Below are 11,877 nucleotides of genomic sequence, written 5' to 3'. Positions count from 1 at the left end.
TTTTTGTGTTCAGGCTCAGTAACTTTTAATCACTCAGCTTGATTTTTGGCCAATCTACCCGCATCGACCATATCTAAAGTGATATTGACCGTTTCATCAAGGAACGCGTCAGGTGTCTCAACATCGTCCTCAACATCATCAAGGTTTTTAACCACCTCAAGGCCATCAGCAACACGTCTTTCGTTAAAACGATCTAACTGTTTCTTATCCGCGGTTTCACGCTCTTCAATGCGCTCACTTTCAACCAAAGAAACGGTTGTTTCATCGTGATGCTTCTTAAACTCAGCAATATCCTGGAAAATATAGCTAAACTCAACATCTTGCTTAATACGCTGCTCATGCTTACCGGCTAATTTAGCAATTAAAGCTGGGTCTATGTCACCTAAGGTGCCGTATTGGGCAACCGGTACTTTATCCCATGGTAATGCATTGTCTTCCTCTGCCTCACCGTACTCACCTGGCTCTAAGGCACTTGGGAAAGCGATATCAGGTGTAACACCTTTTAGCTGAGTTGAACCGCCATTAATGCGATAGAACTTAGCAATGGTGTACTGTACATGGCCAACAGGCTTCTCATACATGTCATAAATCTGACCAAGGCTCTTATGCTGCTGCACGGTCCCTTTACCAAAGGTAGACTCACCAACAATCAGTGCACGATCATAATCTTGCAGTGCGGCAGCAAAAATCTCTGAAGCCGATGCACTGTAACGATCAACCATTACCGTTAATGGTCCGCTATAACTGGTGCGGCCATCGTTGTCACGATTTTGCGATACCGTTCCGTTAGCGTCGCGGATCTGTACAACCGGGCCTTGCTCAATAAACAAGCCAGTTAATAAAGTCGCTTCAGTTAACGCACCGCCACCATTACCACGCAGGTCGATAATAATACCTTCAACCTTGGCTTCTTTCAGTTTAACCAGTTCTTTAGAGACATCTTGAGACAGGTTCATATAGAATCCTGGAATCTCAATCACGCCGACTTTGCGACCGGCATACTCTCCTTCAGTCGGCTCCATCACCTCTGAAGTTGCTGCTCTGTCTTCTAAACGAATCTTGTCACGAACGATGGTCACATCAAACGGTTTCGCCGCTGAGCCACCCTTTTTAGGCAAGATCTGTAAAACAACTTTACTGCCCTTAGGACCCTTGATGAGTTCGACAACATCATCAAGTCGCCAGCCAATCACGTCGACGATTTCTTCGCCGTCTTGGCCAACACCCACAATTCGATCCTCTGGGGACAATTTCTCACTTGCTGCAGCCGGGCCGCCAGCAACTAAGCTACGTATCACGGTGTAATCTTCATCCATCTGCAATACGGCGCCAATCCCCTCTAAACTGAGGTTCATCTCCATTTGGAAACGCTCGGCATTACGTGGCGACAGATAACTAGTGTGCGGCTCGACAGTACGAGAGAAGGCATTCATCACGCCTTGAAAAACATCTTCGCTTTTCGTTTGACTTAGACGTTTGATGGCATTGTTATAGCGTTTTTCCAATACCGGGACAATCTCTTCCCACGTTTTGCCAGTCAGTTTCAAATTCAATGCATCATATTTGACGCGCTGACGCCATAACTCATCTAACTCGGCTTCATTCTTCGGCCAAGCAGCATCTTTGCGATCGTACTGATACTTGTCATCGGGAACATCAAACTTGATTTCATTTTCAAGTTGACTCAATGCAAAGGCAAAACGGTCGTAGCGACGCTTTTGAATCAATTCATACATTTCATATGCTGGCGTCAAATTACCGCTTTTAAGCATATCGTCGAATTGAGTGGCGTATTTTTCTAAACTATCTACGTCCGATTGCAACAACACATTGCGGCGGAAGTCGAGCTGCTTTAGGTAGCGGTCGAAAACTTGTTTAGAAAATTCGTCATCTAAATCAAATCTATGATAGTGCGAGCGCGTGAACAGACGTGTTACGCGCTTACTTGCCACCTTATGTTGTGGCTCTTGTGACAGTGAGGGTAACTCGCTGAATGGAATGGTTGGCGATAGCGCCAAAGCTGAGAATCCAACAAAAAGACTGGCAATAGAGGCGGCCAGAGATAATTTTCGCATCAACAAGTTACTCCTTTATGACTATGAGGCAGTTACAATAGGATATGTTCTACCCGAACTTTAACGGTCAATCCCGAATCTAACTGCACTTGAACATCTTGCTTCTTAATGTCCAAGATAACGCCCTTAACAGGGGCTTTGCCAAGTTTGACATTCACACGTTGATTTGGTTTCAATTCATTTAACACAGCTGGTGTTAAATTAACCGCTTTAGGTGCAGCTGCAGGCTTACGTTTCGGCGGATTTTTCTTAACCGGCTTCTTCGTTGCCTTAGGTGCTTGACCTTCAGACTTAGCGGCTTTCTCAGCACGCTTGGCCTTGGCTCTGTCTTGGCTTTCTTTTAGCGTAGCTTGAGCGTGATCAATATGCTCCTGCTCTAGCTCACCACAAGGGTTACCGTCTAAGTCGATGCGCTGAGCGCCCGCTTTAACCCCTTTAAGGTAACGCCAACTACTAGTATAGCGTCTCAGTGCAATTCTCAACTGAGTCTTACTGACTTTTGAATCATCAGCTAACCTTTCAGCCAAATCCTGAAACAATCCAATTTTAAGCGGCTTAGTTTCACCTTCGGCGATAAAGCACAAAGGAAATGTTTCATATAAATACGCGAGTATCGCGTTGGTGTCGGTCAACTTTTCTGTTGATTCCATCATTACTTCCACAGTTAAAAAGGGGCACTTAGTTGCACTTTAGTTGAGTAGCAGCCAGTGTCGTTCATCATTGTTAGCTTACGCATAGAAACAAATAGTCGATCATTTATTTTCTGCGCGGTCACCAACATACCTTAGCAATTACAAATAACAAACACCAAGTGTGATTCACTCATAGAAATATGATGTAACACTTGGGTTCATTCCAGCAGCCTATTATAAGGAGGATACTGACGATTGCGACCTTCAATTGATAAAAATTGGTTGTAGTTTAGGCGAATAACGTCTTTTCAAACGAATTTACTAGCTTTTCTAACCCGATTTGATCAGTTTCACTAAATCTGTCCAACGAAGGACTATCGATATCTAACACCGCAATCACCTGATTATCACGACGAACCGGGATAACAATTTCAGAATTACTGGCCGCATCACAGGCAATATGACCATCAAACCCATGGACATCTGCAATGCGTAAGGTACGGTTTTCAGCTGCTGCCGTGCCACACACTCCTCGGCCCATAGGGATACGAGTACAGGCAACTTTACCTTGAAATGGCCCTAATACTAATTGGTCCTGCTTAAAAATATAAAAGCCAGCCCAATTGATATCATCAAGATTATCATTCACTAACGCTGAAAAATTCGCCATTGCTGCAACAAAGTCATCTTCGCCAGCCAATAAAGCTTCTGTCTGTTTTGCTAAAGTGTCGTAACACGGGGAGTTCATACAAATTTCCTAACAATTTATCTCGATGTTAATCAGCTTTCTTGGCTGCTTTTTTAGCAACCGGCGCCTTCTTAACCGGCGTCCCTTTAAGCAGCGCCATTAATTGATCTTTATGCTGTGCCAAATAAAAGCTCAGCTTTTCACTTGCTTCATCGTCGAATCCTAGGTCAGCTTCGCTGATAAAAGGAAGCAGGTTGTCGGCGATATCGAGCATCTTATCATATGCATCCGCCTCCTTTTTAGATGTGAATGTCATCTTCTCCACCCCTTCTCTGACCACGACAAATTTAGTTATAACTGCCATGCCTACCCTCATTACTGTTTTTATATACAGTGCTAGAATCTCACACAATCAACTTCTTATGCAAGTATTGGAAATAATCTGATATTATTGCGTAACCATCGTTTGCATAAAAACACTCTTTTTGATGTTAAAATGCGACGGTTAGCCTTTGTATCATAACGCTTTGATGTTTATTTGTGCTGGGTTTAGGTCAATAAACATTGGTTTTTTTTCATTTTTGCAAACCAACATCAATAGGTATTGAGTCACACAAGATATGCAGCAATGTGCTTTAGATAAAAGTGTTATTTTATGCCGTTCGTGTGATCTAGTGGTAAGCAAACGTGCGTTGCCCACCGGGGTGCGAGCCTTGTGCCCGCGTTGCCATACTGCACTTTACGACACACCTTATTGCTCTATCAATGGCATGCTGGCCCTGTGCTTAACTGCGCTTATCTTCTTTTTCCCAGCCAACCTACTTCCCGTTTTAGAACTGCATTTTCTTGGCAGTATCAGAACCACAACGATTGCAGAGGGCGCCATCAATGTCGCCCAGCAAGGCTACTGGATAGTGGGGATTGCGGTCATTACGGCAGCGGTCATCGCGCCTGGGTTGCTGATTGCATCCATACTGGCGCAAATTCTTATTGTAAAATATCAACTTAGCAGCCCCTTTTTCAGAGAAGTATTGCGCCAACTACTCAGGCAGCAAAGCTTGTTATCGCAACTTACTATGCTAGAAATCTACATGATCAGTATTTTAGTCTCGGTGTTCCAACTGTCTGACTATACTGATTTATATTTTGGGATGGGCACTTTCTGCTTCACCATGCTGTTTGTTATGACGATTTTTTTACAGCGTGAATATGACCTTGAACATATGTGGAGCATGCTAGATGACTGATAAAGCCAAGCAAGTTCAGGGCAAAGACAATGGACTGGCACCGTGTAAGACCTGTCTTAAATTGTGCAAAATAGAAGATCGTCAGTGCCAACGTTGTGGCACAACGATTTCAGCACGGGATTATACCAGTGTGCAAAAAAGCTGGGCCTTGTTGATCACTGCAGCCATATTGTTGATACCGGCCAATGTCTACCCTATCACCATTATGACAAGCCAAGGTACCATGCGCCAAGATACCATTTTCAGTGGAATTACCCACTTAGTGGAACTTGAGTTGATGCCAATTGCCATCATCTTATTTACCGCTAGTATTTTGGTACCTATGTTGAAAATTGTCGGCCTCAGTATCTATCTGTGTGCGATTAGTTTTCGAATGCCCATTTCCAAAAAGAATTTAATGTCCGGTTTTCACATCATTGAGTGGATTGGACGCTGGTCCATGTTAGATCTGTTTGTGATTTCCATTACCGCCGCTTTAGTTAATATGGGACAGTTACTTGATGCTAAGCCTGCCCCTGCTGCTACCGCATTTGCCCTTGTGATTCTCTTGACACAGTTAGCCGCAAAAGTACTCGACACTCGCCTATTATGGGATAGATTGGAATTAGACAATGACACAAATTGAAACACCCAAAGTCGTTAAGAAAAAACTATTTTCACCTATATGGTTACTGCCGATCATCGCATTGGTGCTCGGCGCCTGGTTAGGGGTAAAAAGCATCCGAGAATCCGGTGTCGAAGTACGCATTCATTTTCCAAGTGCCACCGGTATCGATGTAGGTAAAACCTTAGTGCGTTATCAAGGTCTTACCGTGGGTAAAGTGGTAGACATCAGTATCGATGATGATCTGCAAGGCGTGAATGTAGATGTATTGATGGATTACCGTGCAGCGCCGTTTCTAAATGATAACACCCAATTTTGGTTGGTTACGCCCAAAGCCTCTATCACCGGCGTCGAAGGCCTTGATGCGCTGTTTTCTGGTAACTATATCGCCATTAAGCCCGGTGACGGCGATTCTCGTTCGGTATTTGAAGCTGCACGTGAAACGCCAGTGATGCTGCCGGGTAATGACGGATTAGTGATTGAACTATCCAGTGACACCTTAGGCTCGTTAGATGTTGGTTCACAGGTTTATTATCGACAAATACCCGTAGGTAAAGTCATTAGCTATCGCTTAGAGACCAGTGAAAAGATTGTTTTTAATGCCTACATTCAACAAAAGTACGCTGATTTGGTGAAAGTAGATTCACAGTTTTGGAATGTATCAGGATTTGATATTGATGCGTCACTCAATGGCATTAGCGTTAAAACAGAAAGTTTAGCGGCTATTCTAGCTGGCGGCATAAGCTTTAGCTCAACGGGTAATGCTACCGCACAAACCGGTCAGCACTTTAACCTCTATGAAAGTGAAGCGTTAGCCTATGGCGGCAAAGAGTTTACCTTAATTGCCAGCAATGCTGACCAAATCAGCGAAGGCAGCCGTATCCAATTCCGCGGCATTGAAATTGGCCGAGTCGTGCAATCTAACCTAGATGATACAGGGGTCGAATTTAAGGCAAAGATAGACCACCAATATGCTGATTTACTTACGGGTACAGCCAAGTTTTGGATTGAAGGTGCCGACATTTCATTTGCTGGCGTCAAGCACGCCAGTCGACTGATAACCGGCAGTATCGTCAACTTTATGCCAGGTCAAGGGCCGAGCAAAGACAGTTACAACCTGCTTGAGTCAGCCCCAGAAATAATCAATGCGCAGCCAATTACACTACAACTGACGGCTAGCGAAAACCCCAATATTAAGCAAGGCGCTCAAGTTCGCTATAAACAACTCCCCATAGGTAAAGTCACCAAAGTGGCATTTAGCGATGATTTTAAAGCGGTTGAATATCAAGTCGAAATTGATGCGGTTTATGCAAGTTTACTGAAACAAAACAGCTATTTCCTGCCCGAGTCGGTATTTGCTATTGATGCATCTTTAGATGGTGTGAGTGTCACCACCCGAGATTTAGACACCTTCTCGCAAGGGGCAATAAGCCTAATATCGGGTGATAGTTCAAGCTTACTAAGCACGGGCAGCAAAGCCAACTTGTATGCCTCTGCCGATGCAGCAGAACAAGCAATGAGTCGCGCCTCACAAACCCTGATTACCTTAAGCAGTCCCGATGGCGGTCAACTTTCTGCCAATGCCCCTGTGTATTATAAGAAAATGCAGATCGGTCAAGTTAACCAAGTTAACTGGCAAGCGGACCAAGATAATTTCGCCATTGAAATCGGTATCGACAAAACCTTTAAACGACTGATACAGCCAAATACCGTGTTTTGGCGCAATAGCGCAATGACAATCAATGCGGGTCTGAGTGGTGTTGATATTGACGTTGCCCCGATCGAGGGAGCCCTTAAAGGCAGCATCACCCTAAGCCTACTCGCTGAAGATCAGCAAGCTAACAGTGACTATCTCTACCAAAGCCAAGTGTTAGCTGAAGCCCAAGCCGTTGCCGTGAAGCTGCACTTCCCTGCTTCTACCAAACTAAGCGCTAAAGCGGCTATTCGTTATCAAGGTCATCAGGTTGGCGAAATTGAGCAAGTGAGCCTAGATAACGATCTGCAAAACCTCACTGCAATTGGTTACTTATATGGCGACTACGCCGATAAATTTACTCAAGATGACGCCCACTACACGATTACCGAAGCCAAAGTATCTATTACTGGCATCGAAGCACCAGAGACTTTGATAACCGGGGCCTACGTTAGTGTGACACCGGGCAATAGCGGCACCTCATCATTCGAGTTTTACGGCGAACAAAGCGCACCATTAACCCTCAACGAAGGCGATGTACGCTTTACATTGATCCGCGACACACTGGGCAGCCTAAATATCGGTACGCCTCTGGTGTATCGCGGCGTTAAAATTGGCCAAATTGATCACTATCAATTGAACGGCGCAGGGAATCAAATTGAATTGACAGCCCATGTTGAACAACCTTTTGCTCACTTGGTCAATCAGAGTAGTCAGTTCTGGGATCTATCTGGTATTAAAGTCGACTTTGGCCTGTTTTCAGGCGCGCAAGTAGAAACTGGCTCCCTAGAAACCATATTGGCAGGCGGTATAGGCGTGGCCACTGAATTAGTGACATCACAAAGCAATCTAATCGCCACCGGGCAACAATTTATCATTGCACCGAAAGCCGAAGAGCAATGGTTACAGTGGTCACCGGTCCAACAAAAACCCTAAACTCTCTTCGAATATAAAGGCAATAGCTGCAAAGTTATTGCCTTTTTTTATGATGAAGTCAGTTTTAATTGGACAAGTTGGCCGCTTCTCGTAAACTTTAACTTAGGCCTCAGCAATCACAGGCTTAAGTAGATAACGCGATAACAATCACTACGTCAGTGAGTAAGTCAGACAGGAAAATTATGTCAAAGAATCTGATGCAACAAGCAGCTGCCAACCTTAAAAAAGCTGTACCTTTGATGTTAAAGCATCAAATACCGACGACCCCAACTAACTATGCGTTATGGTACGCCTACGTGGGTGAGCAGAGCCCACAATTGGTTGAAAAGCTCGATAGTGTGATTGAGCAATACCAAACCTGTCCGCCAATAAAAGCAGAAATGCTGTATCGCGAACACATTAGCGATCCCGTTGAAATTGATTTAATTGATATGCGCCAGAACCTAGAAGCTATGGCTACTGAATTGTCGCAATCATTAAAAGACACCAACCACGATGCCAGTCAGTTTCAAACTCGAGTAGATACCAACTTTAACCGCCTAAACCGTATTGAAGAAGAAGGCGTAAGTTTGGAAAAAGTCCTAGGATTGGTGCGCGAATTAGTAAAAGAATCTGACGATATCCGCCAATCAACACAATTTTTTACTGGTCAACTGGACAAAGCTCAATCGGAAATTGAGTCACTAAAAAGCAAACTAAAGCAGTCTGAAAACGATGTCTATCACGATGCGCTCACTGGCGTGCTCAACCGGCGGGCCTTTGACCGCGATTTAGACGGTATTCTCAATCAATCCCCCCAAGGTTGCTGCTTAATCCTCGCCGATATTGACCATTTTAAAGACTTTAATGATACCTATGGCCACCTACTAGGCGATCAGGTATTGAAAGTCGTTGCTAAACGATTAAGTGAGTCTTGCAGGGATGGCAGCCAAATTTATCGCTACGGCGGTGAAGAGTTTGCCATTATTGTCCCCCACAGCCATCAACGCAAAGCACGTCACTTAGCCGATGCAATGCGCCGTTCTATGGAGAAAATATCTTTAAAGGATCGTCGTAAAAACCAAAGAATTGATAATGTTACAGCATCATTTGGGGTAACAGAATGGCAAAAGTCTGACGACGCAATTAAGTTAATAGAGCGCGCCGACGGACTATTGTACGAAGCCAAACGACTAGGCCGAAATCGGGTAATGCCTATTTGATGAAACAGGCAGCGCCGTCACCACTAAACGATATTCAGTGTTTGGACTGATACTGTCAAATGGGTAGCAAGTCACTAGGGTTAACATAACCTCGTCATTATCAGAAAATTCAATTTGTGATTGATGCACTATCTGAGTATTAACAACCCGATAGGTCATTTCATCCGCATTGGCATCTTCCACTGCTATCGTATCACCGGGTTTAACATACTTAAGTAGTGAAAAATGACTATCTCTATGGCCCGCAATCACAGTATTACCCCATACATTAATTTCGTTATCTACCAACATTGCAGCTGGGCCAAAAGCTAAATTTCGCCCAGAAGCCCCAGCCAGCACATACAGATCATTTCTGTCTCCTTGCTGACGCTCAAAGCGTAATTTGGCTACCGGATAGGTATCAGCCCAACTCCAAGGCTTATGAAACTGACTGTCATTCAAGGTTTTTTGCCAAGCGTTTTCGATAAGAAACTGAGCAAAATGGGCTTTAGCTTGCATATATCCTCCAGAAAAAATGAGTGCAACACCACCAAGTACCAATCCAAGCACACAGATCTTTAGCTTAAGTGTTGCCGTAAAATTTGCTGATTTGTTCATACTGGCCCCGTCACAGAACCCTCAAGGGCGAGTTTACTGCCCTTGATGTTGAATAAATGTCGATAACTGACATATAAAGCCCCACCGAACATCAACATGACACTGCCCAGAAATAGTAATAACGGGCTCATCGTTGCAGTTTGCGGCAAGCGTCCAACCTGCCAGCCTTTAGGGAGATTTTGCGCTGTTTGCCCCTGCATTAATGACTGGCCTTGATTACGCCGTGCCACATCATCGATAGCGACTAGGCTGGTGTATTGACTAACAATGTGATGGGAAAGCGCTAAGGCAGTGACTTCGCGCTTGATAGCGTCACGGTTATCAGACCGTCTTGCCAGCATCAGACCGGCAATTTTCTCTCTCGCCCAGACAATATCGAGCCCTGGCATCTCGCTCGCCGGCTGCGGTTCAACCTCGGTATACCAGTATTGTCCATCCAACAGGCCTGAAATAACGATGCTATCTGCAACCAGTGGTTTTTTATAGCTGAACATCAGTGCCTGATCTTGATACACATCGCGCTGACGTTGCGGCCAAACATCTAATGGCTGGCCACTTTTGCTTGCTATTTTGATGTCGGTAAGACGAGGAGTAGAGATTGCGCTTAGCAACTGCTGCATCTTGACTTCGACTTCTTCAACTTTGCCAATATAGGTATAAGTCCCGCGCCCGACCCTAGCAGCCTTTTCCATAAAATAACCATTTGGCGCAGCACCAATACCCACGGTAAATAACCGGCTGTCACCCAGTTGTTCGGTAATTTGATTGAACAGGGTTTGCTCATTCCCTACCGCGCCGTCGGTTATGAATATCACTTGGCGTAATTGCGCCTTGCTTGCAACATTGCCCTGATGTGGGTTGGCTAGCACTTGATGTTGCAAAGCCTCAGTTAACGCAGCGGACATCTCCGTGCCACCATCGGCAGACAGTTGCCTGATAAACTGCTGGGCCTTACCAAGCATTCTGGCAGTCACTGGCATCGCGTAAGGGGCAAAACTGCGGGTGTGAGAGTCAAAAGCAATGATATTAAAGGTATCTTGACTGCCTAAGTCAGCCAATGCCGTTATCAGCGCAGATTTAGCCTGCTGTATTGACTCACCGTACATTGAGCCCGACGTATCAACCACCAATATCAGTTCACGATGTACTTGCCGCTCTGAGCCGTAAGACGGATTCACCATCACTAAGCCATATTCTTGCTCAGCACTAGGTAACGAATCTTGCAAAAATTCATTATCTTTTGTGCTTGGCAACCCTCTATGGGTGATCCCTGCCTGACTAAATGCTGCTATCACAGGTTGCTGTGCAGATCGCATTTGCCAGTTGAGCACAAAATCACGCTCGGGCCGCGTCGCCTCCTTTAACGCAACATTCAACTCGCTACTGTTTTTCGAGCTGACCTCAATATCATGGTACGGCGCACTAATACTGCTGATATCAGCTTGAGCATTCAGCGTTATATTGAGAGTCATATGTGCCTGCTTCGCCGCGACAAAACTGGTATTTGCAGGAGCCAAAGCTGCATCATCAATCCTAGAAGCTGAGCTCGTCCTAACTGCCTCATACCTAGGTGTGATGGCCGTTGGAAAGCGTAATGCAAACTGACCATTACGTAGCTGCAATCTTTGCTGGTAGACCAGTTCGACATGCAAGGTCTCGCCCGGTGCGAGGTTGGTAAAGGCATTGCTAAACAGGTTTGGTCGTCGCTGTACTGTTAATGTTGCTGTCTTACCCTGCTTTTGCGCCTGCTCGAACATGGCTTTGGCCTGCGCTTTGGGCTTAATCACCCCAACCAGCTTTCGTTCGCCGACTCGCATGATTAGCGTATCAATAGCCGCATCATGGGGTAAGGGAAATTGAAATTGCCCCCGCATCCAGTGCTCGGTGTGATTAACAAAAGTTTGTTTGACCCGCGCACGATTAACCCAACCCGTGACCTGCATTTCGACATCAGTTTGAGTGGGCAAGCTAACCAGTTGTGTGGGGCTACCGTCAAAAAGCTTGCCGCTTTGTTCAACCAGTTGATAATTAATGTAGCTTTGACCTAAAGTCGGTTCTATGGCGCTCATCGCCATAACTGCGTCACTTAACAGCATAACGGCTACAGAAAAGGTCACTAAAATGTGTTTGGCCCAAGTGGCTCCCAACGGGAGCCCTTTTGGGTGGTGTTGCCATTCCTTCGAGCATGCAATGTCCATCGTAT

General features: G+C 45.1%; 10 protein-coding genes. 4 read left to right on the top strand and 6 right to left on the bottom strand.

Annotation, left to right across the window (positions count from 1 at the left end):
- Positions 1–29: 29 nt before the first annotated feature.
- The 4 genes from prc to FLM48_RS09845 all read right to left on the bottom strand — a co-directional run bounded on the left by prc (position 30) and on the right by FLM48_RS09845 (position 3,759).
- On the bottom strand, positions 30–2,075 hold the full coding sequence (prc, locus tag FLM48_RS09860; RefSeq protein WP_179024516.1) for a carboxy terminal-processing peptidase: 2,046 nt from the start codon (positions 2,073–2,075) through the stop codon (positions 30–32).
- Between the two features lie 32 nt (positions 2,076–2,107).
- On the bottom strand, positions 2,108–2,725 hold the full coding sequence (gene proQ, locus FLM48_RS09855; RefSeq protein ID WP_179026336.1) for an RNA chaperone ProQ: 618 nt from the start codon (positions 2,723–2,725) through the stop codon (positions 2,108–2,110).
- A gap of 271 nt (positions 2,726–2,996) precedes the next feature.
- Positions 2,997–3,455, bottom strand: a complete 459-nt coding sequence (locus FLM48_RS09850; RefSeq protein ID WP_179024515.1) for a GAF domain-containing protein — start codon at positions 3,453–3,455, stop codon at positions 2,997–2,999.
- A gap of 28 nt (positions 3,456–3,483) precedes the next feature.
- Positions 3,484–3,759 carry a YebG family protein gene (locus FLM48_RS09845; RefSeq protein ID WP_179024514.1) on the bottom strand — a complete coding sequence of 92 codons (276 nt, stop codon included), beginning with the start codon at positions 3,757–3,759 and terminating at the stop codon, positions 3,484–3,486.
- Positions 3,760–4,015: 256 nt separating this feature from the next.
- Here FLM48_RS09845 and FLM48_RS09840 point away from each other — a divergent pair, with 256 nt between their 5' ends.
- The 4 genes from FLM48_RS09840 to FLM48_RS09825 all read left to right on the top strand — a co-directional run bounded on the left by FLM48_RS09840 (position 4,016) and on the right by FLM48_RS09825 (position 9,077).
- A complete protein-coding gene (locus tag FLM48_RS09840) occupies positions 4,016–4,642 on the top strand; it encodes a paraquat-inducible protein A (protein WP_028774002.1) in 627 nt (208 codons plus the stop codon).
- Entirely contained in the window at positions 4,635–5,267 is a 633-nt protein-coding gene (locus FLM48_RS09835; RefSeq protein ID WP_179024513.1) for a paraquat-inducible protein A, read from the top strand. Before FLM48_RS09840 ends, FLM48_RS09835 begins: the two co-directional genes overlap by 8 nt.
- Positions 5,254–7,875 carry an MlaD family protein gene (locus tag FLM48_RS09830; protein ID WP_179024512.1) on the top strand — a complete coding sequence of 874 codons (2,622 nt, stop codon included), beginning with the start codon at positions 5,254–5,256 and terminating at the stop codon, positions 7,873–7,875. The genes FLM48_RS09835 and FLM48_RS09830 overlap by 14 nt, the downstream gene beginning before the upstream one ends.
- Before the next feature lie 182 nt (positions 7,876–8,057).
- Positions 8,058–9,077 carry a GGDEF domain-containing protein gene (locus FLM48_RS09825; RefSeq protein WP_179024511.1) on the top strand — a complete coding sequence of 340 codons (1,020 nt, stop codon included), beginning with the start codon at positions 8,058–8,060 and terminating at the stop codon, positions 9,075–9,077.
- Here FLM48_RS09825 and FLM48_RS09820 read toward each other — a convergent pair.
- Together FLM48_RS09820 and FLM48_RS09815 are read right to left on the bottom strand one after the other, a co-directional pair.
- Positions 9,048–9,674 (bottom strand): class GN sortase, encoded by a 627-nt coding sequence (locus FLM48_RS09820; RefSeq protein WP_179024510.1) that lies wholly within the window; start codon positions 9,672–9,674, stop codon positions 9,048–9,050. The genes FLM48_RS09825 and FLM48_RS09820 overlap by 30 nt on opposite strands.
- Positions 9,671–11,872: a marine proteobacterial sortase target protein gene (locus tag FLM48_RS09815; RefSeq protein ID WP_179024509.1), complete on the bottom strand. Its 2,202-nt coding sequence runs from the start codon at positions 11,870–11,872 to the stop codon at positions 9,671–9,673. Before FLM48_RS09815 ends, FLM48_RS09820 begins: the two co-directional genes overlap by 4 nt.
- Positions 11,873–11,877 lie beyond the last annotated feature (5 nt).

The sequence above is a fragment of the Shewanella sp. Scap07 genome (genome assembly GCF_013394145.1).
GTDB lineage: Bacteria > Pseudomonadota > Gammaproteobacteria > Enterobacterales > Shewanellaceae > Shewanella > Shewanella waksmanii.
The sequence above is the reverse complement of the archived record's forward strand: the minus strand, read 5'-3'. Positions and strand labels throughout refer to the sequence as shown.

Bases quoted from the DNA above. Each gene is read 5' to 3' on its own strand.
- FLM48_RS09840 (WP_028774002.1), top strand. From the start codon at position 4,016: ATGCAGCAATGTGCTTTAGATAAAAGTGTTATTTTATGCCGTTCGTGT.
- FLM48_RS09825 (WP_179024511.1), top strand. From the start codon at position 8,058: ATGTCAAAGAATCTGATGCAACAAGCAGCTGCCAACCTTAAAAAAGCT.
- proQ (WP_179026336.1), bottom strand. From the start codon at position 2,725: ATGGAATCAACAGAAAAGTTGACCGACACCAACGCGATACTCGCGTAT.
- FLM48_RS09820 (WP_179024510.1), bottom strand. From the start codon at position 9,674: ATGAACAAATCAGCAAATTTTACGGCAACACTTAAGCTAAAGATCTGT.
- FLM48_RS09835 (WP_179024513.1), top strand. From the start codon at position 4,635: ATGACTGATAAAGCCAAGCAAGTTCAGGGCAAAGACAATGGACTGGCA.
- FLM48_RS09850 (WP_179024515.1), bottom strand. From the start codon at position 3,455: ATGAACTCCCCGTGTTACGACACTTTAGCAAAACAGACAGAAGCTTTA.
- FLM48_RS09830 (WP_179024512.1), top strand. From the start codon at position 5,254: ATGACACAAATTGAAACACCCAAAGTCGTTAAGAAAAAACTATTTTCA.
- FLM48_RS09845 (WP_179024514.1), bottom strand. From the start codon at position 3,759: ATGGCAGTTATAACTAAATTTGTCGTGGTCAGAGAAGGGGTGGAGAAG.
- prc (WP_179024516.1), bottom strand. From the start codon at position 2,075: ATGCGAAAATTATCTCTGGCCGCCTCTATTGCCAGTCTTTTTGTTGGA.
- FLM48_RS09815 (WP_179024509.1), bottom strand. From the start codon at position 11,872: ATGGACATTGCATGCTCGAAGGAATGGCAACACCACCCAAAAGGGCTC.